Origin of the sequence: Providencia sp. PROV269, from assembly GCF_028477785.1 — a bacterium.
In the GTDB taxonomy this organism is placed as follows: domain Bacteria; phylum Pseudomonadota; class Gammaproteobacteria; order Enterobacterales; family Enterobacteriaceae; genus Providencia; species Providencia rettgeri.
Genome location: NZ_JAMPLV010000003.1, coordinates 216,977 through 236,663 on the forward strand (window position 1 = coordinate 216,977; position 19,687 = coordinate 236,663).

Sequence of the window (19,687 nt, forward strand, 5' to 3'; positions counted from 1 at the left end):
TTATCACTCACTATCCGTTTCATCTGGCCAAATATTGTGGTGTAAAATCTCAACGGCATCCGCAATTCGAGGCCCCATACCTAAAATGAGTGCCTGATCGATACTCACAATGCGTTTATTTTTCCAAGCAGAAGTTCGGGTAAGTCCGGGAACTTGTTCTAGCTGGTTAAGGCCCTTTTCTACCATCTGGCTGGTTACAATGATCACTTCAGGGTTTGCCGCAATCAAACCTTCTGCGCTATAACTTCTGTATTGTGTGTGTTGCGCAAGATTGTTCGCACCAGCCAGTGTCAAAATGATATCGGCAACGCTACCTTTCCCTGCAATTTGTGGCGCACTACTACCCGCGGAAAGAATAAATAGCACATTGATTTTTTTGCCTTTCTTTTCATTTATTTGAGCAATATTATCCAATCGGCTACGTAACTGATTAACCAACGCATTCCCCTGTTCCGGTTTATGTAACACCTCCGATAAGGTATGAATATTGAGATACATTTGTTCAACCGTAGCTGGTATTCGAGGTAACGTTAATACACTGACTTTTTGCAGTTTTAGCTGATCAAAAACCAATTGAGGGCTTGCATCTTGCCAAGTGACAAACAACGTTGGATGCAAAGATAAAATTCCTTCGGCACTTAACTGTTTCCAATAACCAATATGAGGTAATTTTGCTGTTTCCACTGGCCAACTTGTTGTTTCATCAACACCAATCACTTGGTTTCCAGCGCCTAAAGCGTAAACTAACTCTGTGAGAGAGCCTCCTGCCACAACAATTCTTTCACTCGCAGCACTCACTATTGAAAAACTGAGTACAAATAGTGCAGCTATTATTTTTTTCATTTTTAGAATTTCCATACAAAGCCTGTTGCAGCGCTAAAACCAGAAGCAGGGATTGATTCGTGGGCAGTTTGGTATTTTTTATTGGTTAAGTTATTTAACGATAAGTTAATTTGGTACTGATCGTCTGAGCCAAATTCTGTATTAAACGCAAGGTTAAGAGTGGCCCAGCCTGCTGTGCTCGTTGGCTTTTCACCCGTTTTATCCTGTGCTTTTGCAGCAGCTCGAAGATATAAATCTGAGGTTAAGTTCACTTGGTCTAGAATCAATTGATGTTTAGCTCCAAAGCGCCCACTAACATTAGGCTCTCCGGTATCCCAAGTTTTTATATTCACACCATCAAATTGACGACGTAAATAATTCCCTGTGGCATAAGGAGTGATATCCCATCCTTGGTATTCGACGGTCATTTCTAGCCCGTATGTTTTCGCACGATTGATATTGTCATAATAGTGATATCCTGTTCGTGAAGAATTACTGTTTCCACTGCATATTGACTGCCCTGAACATGTGACTAAAGCGATATAATCCTTCGCTTCAGAATAATATAAAGCGCTATCGATATACCATTGATTACCGTTATAACGCGCACCGATTTCATAGTTGTTAGAACGCTCTGCTTTTAGTCCCTCATTTCCATAATTGATACTTCCCCCCGCTGAGGTTTGCATAAATAATTGGCTCAATGTTGGAAATACATAACCTTGAGCGAATGCGATACGCAGCTCTGTATTCTCAAACCCTGAATACCGTAAGCTTGTTGATGTAATAAATTGATTATCATGCGTTTTTGAGCTTTTAAGGTTATGATAAGTGTTCCCCGTTGTTGAGTGATTTGTATTTTCAAAACCACTTAACAACTCCGAACTTAACCAATATTGCCGCGCCCCTAATGTCCACTTCCAATCATCTGCAAAAGCATATTGATTTTGAGCGAATATCGACCAGTTTGTTTGCTCTGTTCGATTATGTGAATCACTGGTTTTTGTATAATTGACGGCAGGAGGGAACTGCGTTGAGCTTTGGGACTCTGTTGAACTTTTTGAAGACTGCTTTACACGGTCGCGCTGAAGCTGAGCTCCCACAACCAGTTGATTATTCGCGGGTAGTGTAATATCTGTTTGTAGTGTGATCCCTTGAGTATATTGTTTGTCATTCGATTGAGTCTGATTAGCTACTCGTAAATCGCCAATCATTGGGCTCCCTGTTGGTGTCACAACCGCCAGCTTATTTTCAAAATCACGCTCAATAGTTTGTTCATAAGCATCTAAATGAATATTTTTAATATATTCACCATCCGCTTGATAATCATAAAAAAGACCAATTTTTTCACGAGTTAAATCAGGAATTTTGACACTGAAGTGTTCATAGCTTGGGTCTTCATGCCATGTTTGTGTCGACAATTTATATCTATCAAGGGAAAGACCAAATTTATGTTTACCTTCGGTGTAACCTAACCACATACCTTGGCTATTATTGCGATGGTTCGTATTTTTTAGGCGCCCCTCGGGAGTATCTCTGTCACCTTGATCGGAGTAACTTCCGTTGAGCCGATAATCAAACTTACCTATGCTCCCCCATGCCGCTGCTGACTCTTCCCACCCTGTCGTTGCGGAGTTATATACCGCCTTAACAGTGCCTCCCAATGGCTTATTGCCACCTTTTTTGGTTATGAAATTAACGATACCACCAATAGCTTGAGAGCCGTAAAGTACTGAATAGGGGCCTTTCACCACTTCAATGCGTTCCAATGCGGATTCATCAATAAGCAGCCCAGCACCATAATCTTGCCCTGCCCGTTGATAAGTGACTTCTTGCCCATCAATTAAGATCAATACTCGAGAAGATGCTTCCCCACGAATGCGAATTTGTTTACGTCCCGCTAAGGCATTATCGGTAATTTCAACACCTGGAATATCGCGTAAATCATCTGCTAGCGCTATGTTTGTCGAACTATCAAGCTGTTGCTTATCAATGACTTGCATTGTTACTGGGCTATTCCATAAACTACTTTCACTTCGAGTTGATGTGACAACCATCGTTTCACTGGCATCAATATGGGCACGCGGTGGAGGCGTTGATGCAGAGAAGGCTCCTTGACTAACAAAAAGCGCTAATGAGCTGAGTAAAAATGTTCCATTAATATCCGTACGCATAGTTAACCTTTATGATAATAATAATCAGTATCATTACCATTTATAGTTTAGGGACTAATTAATGGTCAATTAATAAATTGCAAATAGCATGCAACTTTGATTTAAATCAAAAAAGCATAACGAAAATTATAAGTCCACCCTCCAGCAATCCGCTGCTGCAGTGCGCCGAACTTATTCACCCATAAAACTGGAAGGGGAAATATTGCTCAAGGTTGCCCCTGTTCCTGAAAGAAAGGTCGTCAAATTCTCGCTGGAGCTTATTAAGTTCATAGAGGTTATGATTATCACAAGCTGTAATTTCTTAAGCTTTATGACAAAATTCGGGATGGCAATTGCGAATAATTATTTATGTAAATAATAAAATTAAAGCACTAAACTGTACCATCAATATCTTCAATGCTACATCGCACACATTTGAGGACTAGAATATGAGTACCTTTTACCAATTAACGGCTAGAAGTCTTAGTGGCCAGCTTGTCTCTATGGCAGACTACGCAGGTAAGGTGGTTCTAGTCGTTAATACAGCCAGTCATTGCGGTTTTACACCACAATACGGTGGACTTGAATCTCTCTACAAGAAATACGCCGCCCAAGGTTTGGTGGTGCTTGGTTTCCCCTGCAATCAGTTTGGGAAACAGGAACCTGGCAACGCTGATGAAATCGCACGGACCTGCTATATTAACTATGGTGTGAGTTTCCCGATGTTCGAGAAAATAGAAGTCAATGGAGCCGCTACACATCCAGTGTTTCGCTATCTTAAGAACGAACTGCCCGGTTTGCTAGGTAAGAGAATTAAGTGGAATTTTACTAAGTTTTTGATTGGTCGTGACGGCGCCCCGCTCAAGCGCTTTGCACCCAATACTACCCCTGAAAAAATGGAAACGGCAATCTTTGCAGCACTTTCGAAAGAACAATCATAATTAAATATCTACATCACAGGAGATTGATTATATCTGTTATCTTGAAATAGCGAGAAACGGAATCCTTTTCTACCTGTAGTCTTCCCAAGAGTTTTCTTTGACGCCAAACTCAATATTCGCTTCCAATCCTTTTATCTTCTTGATTATAAGTGGGATAAATTGTGATATACATCGCGAATAATAAATTTTCTATCGCCGATATTTTCCTTTTCCAAACAACTCAATAGGCTTTGAATTTAGAATTCAAAATACCTCAAAATATTATTAACCATCATGATAATTTAAAATCGTGTCCCGCTTACCTGAATGCAATTACGAAACAAAACGAAGCAATGAAAGCAGTCATAGGTAGTTAATCTGGTATACCAAATTCTACAAATACTACTCAATGCATAGCATTTGTAGAATTAAATAAAAACAATCTCGAAGTATTCTAATGAGGGAAAACACCGAAGTTATAAGCACTGTAGATAAAGTAAGGATTAACCAATAATCCAAAGTAAGGAGTTTTTGACAGGCATACCACTTGAAGTTACCTTATTGTTATAGAAAACAAAAACCACACAGCACAACCTCATGGATTTCTTTGCGCTTTGCACTTAACCTTTGTAGCCTCAGAATACCCCCTTTAAAACAGGATAGACAGTATGCATAAAAACAAAGCTATATTAGTATGTTTTGTTATCGCTTTAGTAACAGCTTGTTCATCAAACACTAAACCCCAAACTAAGTCAGATACTTGCGAGATAAAAATGGATACTCCCGAAGGTAACTTACCTGGGAAAATAGAACAGTCCAGTGGAAATAGTCCCGAATGTAAAGCGATTGAAAGAGCGATAGATAAAGCTATCTAACTAACATACGAATTAGACAGAAGCTAGCAAGCGGAGTTTTCATTGCAGAAAAGCCCCGATCATGGGGCTCATTAAAGATTTACGATTATTTATTGATAATAGTTACTCGCTTCACATCAACTTCTAATGAAGCCCACTCTTTATCAATTTCACCATCTAAACGAACTTTTGTTTCAGGCGTCACAACCTGTCCACGCCAGCGTCTATCATCAATATCTACAGCGATTGAGCCAGTACTATCTTTAAATTCGTAAAGCTCTTTACCAATCTGTTTAACAATATGACCTTCAAGTGAAACCCATGCATCATCAGGAAGCTCTTTCGCTTGAACGACAGTTGTCACTGCTTGAGCCGTTGCAACAAACCCACCTTTTGGACCAACAGAACCATCATTCGAAACAAATCCGCCAGCATGGTTGTTAGCTAACACGCCAAATGAAGCTGCTGATAATACGAGCGCAATAATTGCCTTATTCATAATAATTCCTTTTGTCTGTTAATTTTTTATAGTTTATCGATTAAATCTTAACAGAATCTTAAGGCAAATAATTAACACTTTAGAGGGGTTATTGCAGATAACTGCACATGTAACTCTGACCAATCGTGACGATAAATCTTATGTTTATTTTAACTATAAAAAAGACCGCCTAGGCGATCTTTTATGGATAACTGATATAGCGCAGACGAACCGTTTAAATTAGGGCTGCTCAAATATCCAAGCACTACTGTGCGCTTGGTTCTCTCAATAACACTTACATCATCTTTATAGAAAATGGTCAGGTTCAACACTTACATCATCTTTATAGAAAATGGTCAGGTTCAGCACAAAACCAGAAATTAACGAAAATAATTAGATGGTAATATTAAATATTCCACTTGTGATATGAGCTGACTCTTAAAAAAGAAAACCCGCCATTGCTGACGGGTCATAAATTATAACTCTATGATTTTATATCTTTATTTTCAATAGCTATAACTCGAGGTTTTTCTTCATCTGGGATTTCGTATTCAATGTCCAAAGTAAGTAAACCACTAGATAACTCAGCGCTTTCAATCTTTACATTCTTACCGAGATTAAATTCAAGCGAAAATTTATTTTGAGTGATTCCTTGATGGATCCATTTCTCTTTCTCTGAGTCATTAACTAATTCAGCTGATTGCTCACCTTGAACATACAATTTCCCACCTTTTAAGGATACGCTTAAATCATCTTCCTTATAACCTGGAACACTAATGGTTAATTGATAACTCGTTTCATTTATTTGTTTTAAATTATACGGATGTTCTGAAGTTAAAGGCCTATTACCTGTAAGTTGACTAAACAGACGATCCATTTGGTCAAATCTGTTAGAAAGTAAGCTATCCGATAATGTTGGGAATAATGAAAAAGATCTAATGTTAGACATAATTTCTCCTTCAATATTTTATATATCAAACTAAACACACACTACTCATGCACCATTAATTATGTACTTAGTGTAGAATAATGTTTTATCTTGGTGCATTTCTTATATAGTGTCTCTAACTAGAATTTCAAGCTTGCAATTACATTTCTTTACAAATTAATAGTCATCGTCATAGAATAAAGGACACACCATAGCTGACAGGCCTACACCGTAATCCTAAGGTACTGATCGATATCTTCGAGAGATATAAAGGTAACAGATGAGCTGCATATCGACAGTTACAACAGATAATGCCATAAGCGATTAGAAGCTCGTTAATGATACCATCAAATTTATGGGAGAGAATGTCGGGGAGCCCTAGTTGCTTTCGCTTCCACTTGGCTTTATTACCTTGTAATCCTCCAAACTCAGCGAGCCACTTCCGAATCTTTATGACTTTTTTTATTATTTCTGCCACGTGTTTCTTATGCCAAAAATTAACAAATTAAAACGCAAGCGCTCAGCTATCGGCTGAATAGGGAGAGCTTCAACACGCTTTATCTGAAAGGTTATATAAAACAAGGCATCGATACTAAAAGTTTATCAGGCCATAAGAGTCAAGCTATGACTGATAAATATAATGATGACCGAGGTAAAGAATGGCAAATTACCGCAATCTAAATAGCCTATTTTTTGAGCCGTTTTGGGGAGGGGTTTTGGGGAAAATTTTAATTGAACAAAAAATAAACGGGAATTTTTAGGCTCCCGTTCCTAATCACACCATGTAATAAATTACATGTGTTTAATGATTTCGTCACCGAACTCACTACATTTCAGTAAGTTAGCGCCTTCTAATTGACGTTCGAAGTCATACGTTACAGTCTTAGCTTCGATTGCGCCTTCCATACCTTTAACGATTAGGTCAGCCGCTTCAGTCCAGCCCATATGGCGCAGCAGTATATAGCTGCATTAATCATAATCATCTGATATTTATAATATTATCATTAATACTTTATCTTTCTCATAGTAAAAATAGCGACTTTTAAATTATTGATAACACAAATGATTAACTTAGTTTTGATAACTACTAATTATCAAACATTGACCGCAAATTAGTCGATTTCTATAGATTCAAATCCTGCCATGTCAGCCAACCTTCAAAAAGAAGAGCAGATATTCACTTCCGTTTTTGTCTAAATTTCAAGTAGGACAAAACTAGGATTAAAACCCTCTTACAACAATCGTCTTATATAGTTGCTCAAAATCTCTTTACTGTATTATCAGTTAACTAAAGTCGACAGTCTGATTTGAGCGAAGAACAGACGTTCACAGTTCTTCTAGCAACTGTAACCGCAAGATTAACATTTAGGAAATATAACCAATGAGCAGGCTGTTACAGCTTGCTTATCTTAATTAAACCTAGCCAAACCTATAAGGTATCAAGGAGCCATCTGAGAAAATTATCAAAGTTAGTTTTATTGATTTGTTGGGAGAACTTACAATTAAGACGAGGAAGTAATATTAAAAAGCCCTAACCATTGCGGTTAGGGCTTTTAAGGTACTTCAGACTTCAAATTTAACATTAATGAACTTAAAAAAATAATACTACGTTTATACTGCTTTCAAATGTACCCGTTTACTATAGATAATATTAGGCATTAATACTAAAATCCTCCCTCTATTTATCTCATCATACATCTGCCTGCGCTTTCAGAACCTAAGCCTGGCAATCTAAACAAGCACATCCCCCTCGCGACATATACTCTTTGATGCGTTGCCCTTTGCTCATACGGTTACCATAAATAAAAAACCGTCAGCATCAACTAAAAACAAGGCCTTACATCGTCGCACTAATACTACCATTTTGCAGATCAGCACAATCACTACAAGGCCTGAAAGCAACTAGATCCCAAATAACAAACTTCGTGGCCTGTAAAGCAAAATGGCTTTCCCAGAACTTCTTTCCATTTTCTAACTACTTTTATTGTGCTGCTGGTTATTAATTTACTCATTTGAGATTTAAGGTCAATACTGTTTTTTAAAACATGTTTTTATTTACATCGATAGTAACAGTGCTGTATCGCGCTACTCATTGTACCTGCCTAATAGCAAAGTCCAATATTGGCATTCAACCGCCAGCATGCAGAGAACACAAAGAGATAGTTTAAGTAATGGATAGATATTATTCATGCTTTGTGATTTAACTCCAGCTAAAGAAATCACCAACAAACCTTGGATAAGGTATAACAACTCTTAATTATTTTTTAATTCCAGAGTTAAAATGGCAATAAATCACTATAATGAAGATGAATATCGTAAACAATCAGGAATGATGTCTATATGAATTTTTATGGGATAGATTACTTGCAAACGCAGTCTAATATAAATGATTATTTAAAATATATTGTTATTTTTGGAACTTTGTTTGTTTTAATAGTTTTTTTTATCTTGTATATGCGTCACCGCCTACAAACTAAATATCGGGATTTAACGATTATCGCCTTCTTATTTTTACTCTTCATTTCAGGTATTCAGTATGAAGATTATACTGATAGCCAAAATATACACTCAAAATCATCACAAATGGTTAATTTCGTAAGGTTATTATCAAAAGAGAAAGGTGTAGATGTCAATTCTATATTTTCTAACTCGGTACAATTATCTGATGGCATCATCATTAAAATTGATGACCGGTATTACCGTATTCACTTAAGCTTAGATCAACAAACTTACAGCTTAGAAAAAGTTTGGTTAACAAATCCCAAAATAACAATCATAAAAAAATAAGGCATAAAATGATTATTTATACACCTATTATTATCAAACTTGGATTGGGAATCCTATGTTTGATTGTTCAAATAAACCTCATGGGCAAAGGCAATTTAGCCCCCTCATCAGCAATGGATCAGGTTCAAAACTATGTTCTAGGCGGTATTATTGGTGGTGTCATTTACAATGAATCAATAACAGTACTGCAATTTATACTCGTGCTAATCATCTGGACTTTGCTTGTTTTCGCCCTTAAATTTTTAAAAGAGAATAATCCTTTCATTAAGCGAATTATTGATGGTAAACCTATAACCTTGATACATAATGGCAGTGTTAATGTTAAAGAGTGTCTAAAAAATGGCGTTTCCGCTAATGATTTGATGTTCAAACTAAGATCAAATGGCATTTACGAAATAGAGCAGCTAAAACGCGTTGTTCTCGAACAAAATGGACAATTAACAATCATCCAAAGCGGTGATGAAAATATACGTTATCCAATTATTGTTGATGGCTTAGCTAACCATGACCTACTCGAAATTATCAACAAAGATATTGAGTGGTTAGAAGACAATATATCGAAACAAGGTTTCAGTAAAATCAGTGAAGTATATTTAGGTGAGTATTTGTCGGGTAGGATTAATTTATATGGATATGAGAAAAATAGTACCGAGATTTAAGTCAGGTTTGCACCTTGTATTGTTCTGATAATACTTCTAGTACCTTATGGCTAATAAGGTACAATTTTACGCATGTCATCATGTTCTACCTTGTCTAAAGATGCTGACATTAACTCCTGCTTTGACACAGAGTTGTCCGTTAGATTCAATTTGGCTCTGTGTCCCAGCAGTGTCAGGCCAAAAAACAAAGTCCATATTGTTTGTGTTTCACAGCTCTTCTTCCTACGTTTAAAGCATCCAACCCATGTCCTAGCTTTTAACCACTGGCAATTCATCAAAATTTGTCGTGTAAGCAGGTGATAACATTTCTCTTTTCATTTTGTATCCACTATCACCGCCCTTACTTGCAAACCAAACTTTACCCTGTCCGCTCTTATTAATCGCGTCTAATGTTTTCATTAACTCATCGCTATTACGAAATGGCTTTTGTGTTGAAAACATATCAAGCTGAGCAATATCTGAATCAGTAAAATCAGATAGTATGATGCCTGCTTTATAATACCGGTAACCGTCACGCCAAATAGTATTTAACCCACGCATTGCTGCATTGATAATATCTCTGGTATCACTGCTGGGGTATTCGAGTTTTATATTGATACTATTCGAGTAATCTTCGCCTGATGCGTGGCGGCTGGTTTGAATAAATAACCCAATAATTTTGCAGTGTTGCTTTTCTTCTCTTAATTTTTCTGCTGCGCGTTCAGCATAATCACACACCGCCTTGCGCATTGTTTCTATATCTAAAACTTTCTGCCCAAATGAACGTGAACAAAGAATTTGTTGTTTTATTTTTCGGACTTCTTCTAATTCAATACACGGCTCACCATTGAGCTCTCTCAATGTCCTTTCTAATGTAACCCCGAATGTTTTACGGATGGTTGCTACTGGCGTATTTGCTAAATCCAAAGCGGTATTTACACCCATGATCCTTAATTTTGCCGATATTCTACGGCCAATACCCCACACCTCTTCGATTGGAATAAGAGATAATAATTTTCGCTGCCGTTGCTCGCTGGAGAGCTCGACGACACCACCTGTTTTTTTCCATGTTTTTGCCGCATGGTTGGCTAATTTAGCTAAAGTTTTTGTAGGGCCAATGCCTATACCTACAGGGAGGTGAGTGTTTTGGAGGATAGTTGATTGAATTTCACGGCCGTATTCCTCAAGATTAAAAGTATTATTCATACCTGCAAAATCAAGAAAGGCCTCATCGATTGAATAGATTTCTAAACGGGGCGCGAATGTTGATAATAGTGACATGACTCTATTACTCATGTCAGCATAAAGTACGTAGTTAGAACTAAATATATTAATGTTGTTTTGTCTATAAAAACTGTGGCGCTCGTAATACAGTTCCCCCATCTTTACGCCAAGTTTTTTCGCTTCTGATGAACGTGCAATCACACAGCCATCGTTATTACTTAAAACAATTACCGGCTTCCCTGCCAGATCTGGCCTAAAGACTTTCTCACAACTTGCATAAAAACTATTTACATCAACAAGCGCAAACATTATTGCGCCCGATGAATAATGTAGGTAACAACACCAAATATTTGAAAATCCTGCTCATCGCTGATAATGATCGGCGAATAAGTGGGATTCATAGGCAGTAGCATAGGCGGGTTGAGATGTAGTTTCTTGACCGTAAACTCGCCCTCGAAGCTAGCTATAACGATATCTCCCTCTTTTGCTTTGACCGCGCTGTCAACAATAACAACATCACCATCATTGATATTCGCATCAATCATTGAATTGCCTTCGACCCTGAGCATATATGTGCTTTCAGGGTGCTTAATGAGGGCGCTATTTAAATTTATGCGGTCTTCAACATAGTCCGCAGCGGGTGATGGAAAACCTGCTGGCACTCGGTCAAGAAAGAGAGGGAAGCTTGCTAGTAAATCATCTGTTTCAATTAGTCTTAATTTCATACGACACCAATAATACTGTATGCATGCACAGTATTATTTGATCATTTTATGCGTATGTAAAGCCCTATTTTTACATGCCTCTACATCGTACTAGTTAGTAAGATTTATATTTTTCCGACTGATCTTGATATAATCCTCCCTGTGGCTCACATATCATACGACCTCATAATCGGAGGTTACATGAACAAAAATCAACTACTTTTACTTGCATTAAACTGTATCAACGAAAATAGAGAGCCATCTCACACGGAGCAGTCAAAGATTTACGTTTTTTATAGAACTGAAATAGATTGCAAAGGCATTTCAATTAACGAGTTTATGCTTAACCAGAATTGGCAACTCGCTGATGAACAAAAGATTCAAAAAGTGATAAGATTCATTGAAACATATCTTCATCTGTCATTAAAAAAAGCTAAAGATAGAAAAAATGTCGAACAAAACTCTCGGTGAATTTATTAAGCACTTACGCTTATCTCAAAGCATATCAACATCGGAAATTGCAAAAAATCTCACTATTTCCGAGGTCGACTATATAAAGTGTGAAAATGGCGAAATATCTGTCTATGCAGACGACTTGATGATTATCGCAGATATATTGTCCGTTGAAGAATCAACTCTAATAGAAAAATATAAAGAATAGGCCAAAACAAATTGGCCTTGCGATTTATTCATCTCTTTTCTACGCATATCCGTGCATTATTACAACAATACATCATTTTCGCCAAGGCCATACTGTTTACGTTCTGCAGCCTCCTGCTCCGCCCTTTCCACTTCCTCTGCTGCACGTTTAGCTTCTTCTTGCGTTAATACCCCGATCTAAATATCGATATAAACTCGAGTACTCAAGATAACGTGTCTATCGACGGTCTTGGGAAGAATGAGAAGAAAACGTATATTGAATAAACGCTGGAAGAGATATTTAACGATGGTGATTGGCTTCCTGAAACTCAAGAAGCCGAAGTGGAATATTTTGATAAGTGATCTATGTGCGCCAACTACTCGAGCTGGCGCATTATATTAAAGCTTATATCAATTCACAATCAACCTACCATGTAAAGGCTGGATTGGCCGATTATTTGAATGCTCCAGAGCTTGTTGAAATTTCTTTATTTGTTCTCTTGATGCATTTATAGGCTGCTTCATGACTAACCATACTACACCTTCAGTACACGGCGGAGTGGTTAAAGAACCACTAAAACGGTAATAGCTTTTATCATCTGGATAAAGTGCTGTTAAGTCGATACTTTTACCTAACTCTTTTTCCTGATTTTTTTCTTTTGGTATATTACTCAATACTTGCTCTATAGCTGGGTTAGTGTCACCTTCCTCTAACATGATTGCTAGTACTGCAACTCCTCCATCATCTTTGGAATGAACAAAATGCAGCTCCAATGGATATTGTTTACCTTTTATTTCATTTTCACTTGGGCTATGAAAGTGAAATTGCTTTAATTGATAAGTTGCCCCATCAATAGAAAAATCATCGTCATCATTAACATTGATTTGTATTGAGTGCCCATTGTTGACGATTTTTTGTGCGTGCGTATGTATATTTATAGCTAATGGCTTTAATTTTCCATCAATAACGTTATCAATGTTAATTGGTGATTGATTAAATCCACTTTCACAAACTTTAAATTCATCACTCAATTTCCCCCAGTTTTCAGGTGCGCCACTACCTTCATAAGTCCATAATGAATTCGCTTGTGATGAAAAAGCAAAAACAGCCAAAATGCATAATATAGTTTTATTATAACTCATGTAATAATAACTCAAGTTGTTAATATGAGTTTTAAAACTACACTTTGATTCACACAAATGGCATTGGGATTTATCTTATTAATTCAGTAAAAAGCACACCTTAACCAAAATAAATCATACTACACTCCACCATAATCAAAATACTATTCCAGAAATCAGTCTAAATCTCTAAATCCATTTCAGCTTCTTCTTGCGCTAATCGCGCTGCTTCTAGCTTAGCGAGTCTCTCTGCTTCAGCTTGCTTTTGATTGTAGAGGGAGTTAGGTGGCATTTCGACACGCATGTCTATCCAGCGCGATTCAGGTACGTCACAAGGCTCGTAGTTTTCGAAGTAAACAGGCGCGCCTTCTTCATCAAAGTGCTTAATGCGCTTGTTCTGGAAACGTTCTGGCATATCTGCGTTCTGTTGGTGGAAAACAAAAACTTCAATATCACCATCAGGCCTCACCTCGTAATCAATGAGAATCATGTTTTTACCGTTATGGTCTTGAGGAATGACAAAGCCGTTATTGATACCCCATGCACCATCTGCATTAAAGCCTACAACGCCTTTAATGAGGTAATGGCCAACACCAAGGTGCTCCATTTCAACGCCTTCAGATTCGTCGTTTAACTCAATGTCATCAGAGAAGAGTTTTACTACCGGGGAGGCTGCTTTTAAGTTGCCGTTTGAGTCTTTAGTTGTGTTTGCTGTGGTATAAAACATTTGAGTAAAAGGAACTGCCTCATTGCTCGTATACGACAGAGAATACCAATTCGGATATGCTGCACTTCCGCCTTCACACGCAAATACTTTATTCGCCCTCCCTGCCCCATTAGCAGCCCAAGATAAGGTAACGCCAATTAAATTTTTATTAATCGTATTCGTTAGTGATGCATCGAATGTACGAAAACCAGTAATGTAAGGTCTTGTATTGTCTATATTTGAATACATAGATTGGCTACCAACGCCATAATCACCAACTTGCATTAATGTTCCTGATTTGTCAGGAAAATTATGGTTAGTCCAGTTCGCATCATCTTTTTTCGCGCTTAGTTGAGGTATGTTTGTATTACTAATATTCAAAACTGCTGACGCGGTTGTTCCTTGTTTTTGCGCAACAAGCTCACCACCTAATGTTTTTAATTTACCCGTTAAAGTCAATTCACCGTTTACAGTGCCGCCATTTTTATCAAACTTCCCATCTAGCAGCCTATCCCTTTCTTTCTCCGTTCTCAGTTGCATTTCAGTGCCATCAGGTAACACCACTTTAATCACACCGGATTCGGTCATGAGTCGGTTCAATATCATCATCAATTGATAGCTTTCAGTAACCATCGCTGTTGCTTTGTTAACGCCGTCTGATACTGAACCAATCATCGTGATTGAAATAACGTATTTCACATCTGTTAGCGCCACTGGAACGGGAAAGCTTAACGTCATTTGTGTATCGCTTTCCACCGAGCGAATGCTGTTTTGATATATCGTATTGCCCGACTGGATAAGGATAATTTGCCCCACAGAGACTTTCGTCACGCTGTTTTTCCATAACGTGCTTTTACCTGTGATTCTCGGGTCGTTAGCCTTTGTTGAGATAGTGCCAATTTCATAAATCATGGTGTTTCCTTGAATTTTGAACGTAAAAAAACCGCAATTAAGCGGCTTATTTGTGATTGAGTGTTTTTAGAAGCTAAAAGTAATCATTAAAATCGATGCAATAGGAGCTGGAATACACGACTTGGTTATACATATAGTTAGCGTAACTTGGGTAAAAATCGATGGTCCACATCCGGTTTGCGATTAGCTTGTTATTTTCAACTCTAAACCCTGATAAATAACAGTTAACGTTTACCCTTTCATTTTCTAACCATGTATTGGGCATATCCATGCTGAACATCGGTTTTTCAAATGAGCTTGTGGCGACATTTCCACTCATTTTGATGGTGTGCCCATTATTAAAGAATGGAATGTAATCTGAGTTGAAAACCACTTTACCCTGTTTGTTCCAAATCGTTAATCCATCGGCGGGTTGTAGATTTAAGCCGTACGAAAAAACGACGACATACACCCAACCCGCCCCCCAAGATATAATCCGGTTGTTAGGTCGGTCATAGCGAAGTACTTGGCTTGTGCTTTCTGGCCGCAGGAAAACTAACGCAGAACTACGATTGGGTATATCGTTCGGTAAGCTCCAGTACCCTCGATTGTTATTGACGTCGATATAAATTTTCTTACGATAAACACAATAAGCCACTTCATTTTCTTGGGTGATACTTCGAAAGTTATCAATTGCTGCAGACGCCCCTGCATTCAAAAATAAACCATAAGTATCAGGTGGATTATCTTTTAGCGTGCCGTATAAGAAAAAATGCGACTCACCATCACTTCCCGGCAACCAACCATCAGGGCCACCGAACTCATCATAATAGCAGTGGAAAGTATCTCCTGAGGTCCAATAGCTACCGACTCTTACCATTTGTACCGAACCATAGGCTAGAAAATGACAAAGTGCTGAGGGAATAATCACCACGTTATACCGAGAGAGCCCGGGCACATTAACGGACTTGTTTCTGTTGTCTTTTTGTGGATATCTGGGGTGGGTGGTAATTTTAGTGATGAACGTGAGAGGGTAATTATCTTTTGTTAATTCAATGGATTTTCCTCCATCTTTAGGGTTAATAAATAAGCCCAGATCACTCATGGTTTCCTCCCAACTTTAACCGCCCATCGCCCTGATTGGTCATAAATCATCAGTCCCGTTGCATCTAAAATGACACGCCCAGCATCGCCACTCACTTTAAAATCGCCATAAACTTCCAATTTATTAAACTCCGCGCTACCTGTTTCCGCATCAAGCCGATACCCAGCCTTTCCTTTTTCATAGCGTTTTGACTTAATTTCTACACCAACCAGAAGCTTTTCAATTGTGGCCTTGTTAATAAACGCTTCATTGATGAACACCTGACCATTTTCTACAAAGAAAACAGGCTCCAACTTGCCGCTGGATGGATTGAAAATACCGAAGGTATCCGCACTGAAACCAATTTGTGTAACCACTTTTCCATTCTGAACAGTTGCGCCCATGAGAAACTTAGCGTCATAGTATTGGCCGTTCCAGTTAATACCCGTCTTAATTGTGTAGATAGCAGAGCCATTTCCTTTGTGATCGAAAACGGTTTGCCCACGCAATTCAATTGCTGCCTTATTATCACCAATTTCTGATTTAATTAGCTCATTTAATTCCGCTTGTGATTTCTCATTATCAGACACTGTTTTCTTAAGTGTTGTGATGGTTGCATTCACATCATTAAACTGCGTTTCTAGCTTTTCAATAGACTGTGCAAATGATTGGAATTTGTTAGCTGTAACAGTATCGAGTCGAGTAATAGACGCTTTTATTCTTAATTGCTCAACCGATTGGTTGCCATATTCCGCTGTCAGCTGCATCCCCATTTCTGCTAGTGAGCTTTCAGCATTGGCAATTGTGCGTGACAATTGATTAATTAACGCTTCATTATCACTAAATCGGGATTCTGCTGTTTCAATATGCTTCGTCTGTGTCTCATCGATTTTAGCAATCGCCTCTGACTGATCCGTAATACGGGCATCCATCGGCCCTAGCTTGTCATCAACTTGTTTAATCTCAGCTTTAACCTGTGAAATATCTTTCGCTGTTGACTCCTCAAGTGTTGATAATGACTCTTGTAATTTTAGAACAGCGGATGAGGTTTGCTCGTAGTCGGTTTTAACTTGTTGCTGCCAACGTGCTAGTGCCTCCTGGTCTGATACTCTCACTTGTTCAAGTCGGAATATTTCAGATTTACGCGTGCCCTCTTCTTCGAATAAGCGCCATGAGACTTGATTTAACATCATTGTGTTGTTAAGTGTCGCTTCGGCTGCTTGCTCAAGTTGCAGTTGAACATTTCCTTGATTGAAGTCGATTTGCTCCTGCATTTGCTGGCCAGCTTCGGTGGTGAGGAAATTATTACCTAATTCGTCAATCATATCCTTTGGCGTTCCGTCAGCCTTTCCTACAGCTTCAACAAACTGAGACTTTCCATAGCTGTTAACTGTTCGAACATAAAACCAATAATCAGTGCCGGCTTTTAAATTCTTCTTAGTCCAGAATTGCCCTTGGCCTTGGCGATTGGCTTTTGTAGTGACTTCAGTGTCATTCGTGCTGGCCAGTTTCTTGTCGCTGAACCAGAATTCAAACGTATATCCATGTTGTGCGGTTTCGCCGCCATGCGGGATACAGGTCAGTGAGAACATGCCGCCTACCATTTCAACACTAACCGGTTTAGGTGGGGCTTGGATATCAAAATCAACAATCGCAGGGGCAGACATCGCACCAGCCGCATTGATAGAACGGACTTCGGCACGATATGAGCCACGCACAAGGCCTGATAAATCTACTCTATCTTGTGGTACCTGAATGGACTGAATTACTTTGCCGCTTTCTATAATGTTTACCGTGTTATAGCGAACATCCGCAGCAGCGGATTGCCAGCTCAAATAACCCTGAACAACCTCACCAATATTCGTGGCCACAAAAGCAAGGTTAAGCGGTGGTGCCACGCCGCCAGTGGGTAAAACAGTGAATGGAGGCCGAACAAAAGGCTTTCCGATGATATCCTCATAGATATAAGCTCCGTCTTCCTCGAGGAGAATATCAACGCCCTCTTGCGGGTGAAATTTCCACTCAGCCACACGACACTCAAAGTTCTGTATGCCAATATGTGGTAAGTTCAGCAAGCAAACATCCCCTGGTCGATACGCATAACCATCCATGTCCATTTTTAATTGAATGCGACGACCTGCGCGTTTTTTGCGTAGATATAAATTAGAAAGGCGTGCTGCTTGGTATGGGCTAGTGACAAAGCGGTAATCGATATTTTCTTTAATCTCTAACCCGTCCTCTTCAACCCATTCATTAACAATAATGGGCTCAAAGTCAGTTTTAACATATTGCTGCTCTGCATCGACAAAGGTACCGTAAATCGCATTAGTTGCATCACGTAGCGCAAGTTCAGGTGTGATATTAACGTTGTCGATGATTTGATTCGGTTCAATGCGCAATACAGCTGGGCCATTGTATGCTTGCATTAGAATTCCGTGCTTGCCAGCAACATAAGTCGGCTCTGCAGCAATGCACCGGTGCATATGATCAAGTAGTGATGACGGCGATTCGGAAAGCTCATAAGCCCCATTGATGGTATAGCGGGGTTCCGTATTCCCTTCCGGGGTTACAATCGGCTCATAGCTTAAATCTGCTGCTGTTTTAAATTCATCAAAATTTATCTCTAAATCAGGCACATTGAGATAACTACGATAGTAATCAAGCGCAAGTAATACCCCATTGTCAGTCCAAATTTCCTTGCCAACTCTCGGGTCGTATACTTCCTTCCCCCACATTTCAACTTTGACATTAGGCACACCATAAGGGAATTTTTCAGCATCGTATTTCAGTGTTAACCGCAACCACGCTAAATTTTCGCCGATCATGTCATCTTTCCATGAGGGCGCATGCTTCAATAAATATGGGTCACTTGTGGTGCGGCCGTTATGAAACTCGTAACTGACCTTGTCGCCAAAGGTTTCTATCAAATCATCATTTAACCAAATGCGGCCAATTTTATGAATCGGGTGGGCCGCAAGTGCAATGGCCATAAATAAACGTTCGCCATCTGTTTGATCGCCCTTTTCTTCTTCGGCGAAAAACAGCAAACCTGACTGAACTGTTTTACCGACAACAATGGTCTCTGGCGCCACTGCTGAACGTAACATCTGTTTGCGCTCTGACTGGTCCCGATAACGCATCGATGGCATTTTTTCTTGGAAAATAAACGTGCTAGCCGCTTGAACAGCAATTCCGGCAACTATCAAAGCGGTACCCAACCCGCCGGTTGCCATTACACCTGCGATCATTAAACCCGCAGAGACGACATTAGAGACAACTTTACCCATTACTCAACTCTCCACGCTTTAATAGGTTTATGATTAACAGGCCTTGCGCCATCTTCAGTGACAGCCCATATTTTATTCGCCCACAGCACACCAAGAGTTTTTCCGTCGTCACCATCAAACATAACAAGGTCACCACGTATCGCTTTATCGGGTTCTATTTCTTGAAAGAAACCCGATAGACCAGTTTCCAGCCCCCCGAACTCAGATTTTAAAACTCGCATAGCCCCTGATTTGGTTTTGTATCTGCCTCGAGCCTTTTCTGCGATATCAACACCACACACCGTAATTGCGCAATCAGCAGCAAACAAGCAGCAATCATGCTCCCCCCAAACAAACGGTTTTTGCATAGCTTGGCGCAAGGTTTCAGGAAGTTGAGTTGTCCAATTTGGGTGTCGCATTTGCTGATCTCCGGGCGTAAAAAAACCCGCCGAAGCGGGTGGTTAAATCTTA

Annotated in this window: 17 protein-coding genes and 2 pseudogenes; 7 read left to right on the forward strand and 12 right to left on the reverse strand. The window is 39.1% G+C overall.

What is annotated here, in order from left to right; all coding sequences use genetic code 11:
- Positions 1-3: 3 nt before the first annotated feature.
- Entirely contained in the window at positions 4-858 is an 855-nt protein-coding gene (locus PR683_RS05450) for a heme/hemin ABC transporter substrate-binding protein (protein WP_109913090.1), read from the reverse strand.
- Entirely contained in the window at positions 846-2,996 is a 2,151-nt protein-coding gene (locus PR683_RS05455) for a TonB-dependent receptor (RefSeq protein WP_115167120.1), read from the reverse strand. The genes PR683_RS05450 and PR683_RS05455 overlap by 13 nt, the downstream gene beginning before the upstream one ends.
- A 428-nt stretch (positions 2,997-3,424) precedes the next feature.
- Here PR683_RS05455 and PR683_RS05460 point away from each other — a divergent pair, with 428 nt between their 5' ends.
- Positions 3,425-3,916 carry a glutathione peroxidase gene (locus tag PR683_RS05460; RefSeq protein ID WP_004911535.1) on the forward strand — a complete coding sequence of 164 codons (492 nt, stop codon included), beginning with the start codon at positions 3,425-3,427 and terminating at the stop codon, positions 3,914-3,916.
- Positions 3,917-4,563: 647 nt separating this feature from the next.
- Positions 4,564-4,770 carry a hypothetical protein gene (locus PR683_RS05465; protein WP_004261484.1) on the forward strand — a complete coding sequence of 69 codons (207 nt, stop codon included), beginning with the start codon at positions 4,564-4,566 and terminating at the stop codon, positions 4,768-4,770.
- Between the two features lie 85 nt (positions 4,771-4,855).
- On the opposite strand, the gene PR683_RS05470 is transcribed toward PR683_RS05465, so the two are convergent.
- Positions 4,856-5,248 carry a YgiW/YdeI family stress tolerance OB fold protein gene (locus PR683_RS05470; protein ID WP_004911541.1) on the reverse strand — a complete coding sequence of 131 codons (393 nt, stop codon included), beginning with the start codon at positions 5,246-5,248 and terminating at the stop codon, positions 4,856-4,858.
- 463 nt (positions 5,249-5,711) lie between these two features.
- Entirely contained in the window at positions 5,712-6,176 is a 465-nt protein-coding gene (locus PR683_RS05475; protein WP_004911545.1) for an Hsp20 family protein, read from the reverse strand.
- 527 nt (positions 6,177-6,703) lie between these two features.
- On the opposite strand from PR683_RS05475, the pseudogene PR683_RS05480 reads away from it, so the two are divergent.
- Positions 6,704-6,836, forward strand: a pseudogene (locus PR683_RS05480) (integrase); the annotation flags it as partial.
- Between the two features lie 111 nt (positions 6,837-6,947).
- Here the strand turns inward: PR683_RS05480 and PR683_RS05485 are convergent.
- Positions 6,948-7,115: pseudogene (locus tag PR683_RS05485) on the reverse strand (NADP-dependent isocitrate dehydrogenase); the annotation flags it as partial.
- 1,380 nt (positions 7,116-8,495) lie between these two features.
- Here PR683_RS05485 and PR683_RS05490 point away from each other — a divergent pair.
- Positions 8,496-8,942, forward strand: coding sequence for a DUF3290 domain-containing protein (locus PR683_RS05490; protein ID WP_109913094.1), 447 nt, complete (start codon positions 8,496-8,498; stop codon positions 8,940-8,942).
- A gap of 8 nt (positions 8,943-8,950) precedes the next feature.
- The gene (locus PR683_RS05495) at positions 8,951-9,601 is read left to right on the forward strand and encodes a DUF421 domain-containing protein (RefSeq protein ID WP_264967303.1); all 651 of its coding nucleotides are present in this window, start codon (positions 8,951-8,953) and stop codon (positions 9,599-9,601) included.
- Positions 9,602-9,850: 249 nt separating this feature from the next.
- On the opposite strand, the gene umuC is transcribed toward PR683_RS05495, so the two are convergent.
- Positions 9,851-11,113: a translesion error-prone DNA polymerase V subunit UmuC gene (umuC, locus tag PR683_RS05500; protein ID WP_264967305.1), complete on the reverse strand. Its 1,263-nt coding sequence runs from the start codon at positions 11,111-11,113 to the stop codon at positions 9,851-9,853.
- Entirely contained in the window at positions 11,113-11,529 is a 417-nt protein-coding gene (gene umuD / locus PR683_RS05505) for a translesion error-prone DNA polymerase V autoproteolytic subunit (protein ID WP_264967307.1), read from the reverse strand. Before umuD ends, umuC begins: the two co-directional genes overlap by 1 nt.
- A 180-nt stretch (positions 11,530-11,709) precedes the next feature.
- Between umuD and PR683_RS05510 the strand changes: the two genes are divergently transcribed.
- Both PR683_RS05510 and PR683_RS05515 read left to right on the forward strand, forming a co-directional pair.
- Entirely contained in the window at positions 11,710-11,979 is a 270-nt protein-coding gene (locus PR683_RS05510; RefSeq protein ID WP_264967309.1) for a hypothetical protein, read from the forward strand.
- The gene (locus PR683_RS05515) at positions 11,957-12,169 is read left to right on the forward strand and encodes a helix-turn-helix domain-containing protein (protein ID WP_272581709.1); all 213 of its coding nucleotides are present in this window, start codon (positions 11,957-11,959) and stop codon (positions 12,167-12,169) included. Before PR683_RS05510 ends, PR683_RS05515 begins: the two co-directional genes overlap by 23 nt.
- Positions 12,170-12,558: 389 nt before the next feature.
- Here the strand turns inward: PR683_RS05515 and PR683_RS05520 are convergent, their stop codons facing one another.
- The 5 genes from PR683_RS05520 to PR683_RS05540 form a co-directional block, all read right to left on the reverse strand.
- On the reverse strand, positions 12,559-13,290 hold the full coding sequence (locus tag PR683_RS05520) for a carbonic anhydrase (RefSeq protein WP_264967310.1): 732 nt from the start codon (positions 13,288-13,290) through the stop codon (positions 12,559-12,561).
- 160 nt (positions 13,291-13,450) lie between these two features.
- Positions 13,451-14,887: a phage tail fiber protein gene (locus tag PR683_RS05525; RefSeq protein ID WP_272581710.1), complete on the reverse strand. Its 1,437-nt coding sequence runs from the start codon at positions 14,885-14,887 to the stop codon at positions 13,451-13,453.
- Positions 14,888-14,960: 73 nt separating this feature from the next.
- Complete coding sequence (locus PR683_RS05530) at positions 14,961-15,971, reverse strand: DUF6453 family protein (RefSeq protein WP_196719464.1); 1,011 nt, start codon at positions 15,969-15,971, stop codon at positions 14,961-14,963.
- On the reverse strand, positions 15,968-19,237 hold the full coding sequence (locus tag PR683_RS05535; protein ID WP_272581711.1) for a phage tail tip protein J-related protein: 3,270 nt from the start codon (positions 19,235-19,237) through the stop codon (positions 15,968-15,970). Before PR683_RS05535 ends, PR683_RS05530 begins: the two co-directional genes overlap by 4 nt.
- Positions 19,237-19,635: a DUF6950 family protein gene (locus tag PR683_RS05540; protein WP_238562731.1), complete on the reverse strand. Its 399-nt coding sequence runs from the start codon at positions 19,633-19,635 to the stop codon at positions 19,237-19,239. The genes PR683_RS05535 and PR683_RS05540 overlap by 1 nt, the downstream gene beginning before the upstream one ends.
- Positions 19,636-19,687 lie beyond the last annotated feature (52 nt).

Bases quoted from the DNA above. Each gene is read 5' to 3' on its own strand.
- PR683_RS05530 (WP_196719464.1), bottom strand. From the start codon at position 15,971: ATGAGTGATCTGGGCTTATTTATTAACCCTAAAGATGGAGGAAAATCC.
- PR683_RS05510 (WP_264967309.1), top strand. From the start codon at position 11,710: ATGAACAAAAATCAACTACTTTTACTTGCATTAAACTGTATCAACGAA.
- PR683_RS05450 (WP_109913090.1), bottom strand. From the start codon at position 858: ATGGAAATTCTAAAAATGAAAAAAATAATAGCTGCACTATTTGTACTC.
- PR683_RS05540 (WP_238562731.1), bottom strand. From the start codon at position 19,635: ATGCGACACCCAAATTGGACAACTCAACTTCCTGAAACCTTGCGCCAA.
- PR683_RS05520 (WP_264967310.1), bottom strand. From the start codon at position 13,290: ATGAGTTATAATAAAACTATATTATGCATTTTGGCTGTTTTTGCTTTT.
- umuC (WP_264967305.1), bottom strand. From the start codon at position 11,113: ATGTTTGCGCTTGTTGATGTAAATAGTTTTTATGCAAGTTGTGAGAAA.
- umuD (WP_264967307.1), bottom strand. From the start codon at position 11,529: ATGAAATTAAGACTAATTGAAACAGATGATTTACTAGCAAGCTTCCCT.
- PR683_RS05515 (WP_272581709.1), top strand. From the start codon at position 11,957: ATGTCGAACAAAACTCTCGGTGAATTTATTAAGCACTTACGCTTATCT.
- PR683_RS05470 (WP_004911541.1), bottom strand. From the start codon at position 5,248: ATGAATAAGGCAATTATTGCGCTCGTATTATCAGCAGCTTCATTTGGC.
- PR683_RS05465 (WP_004261484.1), top strand. From the start codon at position 4,564: ATGCATAAAAACAAAGCTATATTAGTATGTTTTGTTATCGCTTTAGTA.
- PR683_RS05525 (WP_272581710.1), bottom strand. From the start codon at position 14,887: ATGATTTATGAAATTGGCACTATCTCAACAAAGGCTAACGACCCGAGA.
- PR683_RS05495 (WP_264967303.1), top strand. From the start codon at position 8,951: ATGATTATTTATACACCTATTATTATCAAACTTGGATTGGGAATCCTA.
- PR683_RS05455 (WP_115167120.1), bottom strand. From the start codon at position 2,996: ATGCGTACGGATATTAATGGAACATTTTTACTCAGCTCATTAGCGCTT.
- PR683_RS05535 (WP_272581711.1), bottom strand. From the start codon at position 19,237: ATGGGTAAAGTTGTCTCTAATGTCGTCTCTGCGGGTTTAATGATCGCA.
- PR683_RS05490 (WP_109913094.1), top strand. From the start codon at position 8,496: ATGAATTTTTATGGGATAGATTACTTGCAAACGCAGTCTAATATAAAT.
- PR683_RS05475 (WP_004911545.1), bottom strand. From the start codon at position 6,176: ATGTCTAACATTAGATCTTTTTCATTATTCCCAACATTATCGGATAGC.
- PR683_RS05460 (WP_004911535.1), top strand. From the start codon at position 3,425: ATGAGTACCTTTTACCAATTAACGGCTAGAAGTCTTAGTGGCCAGCTT.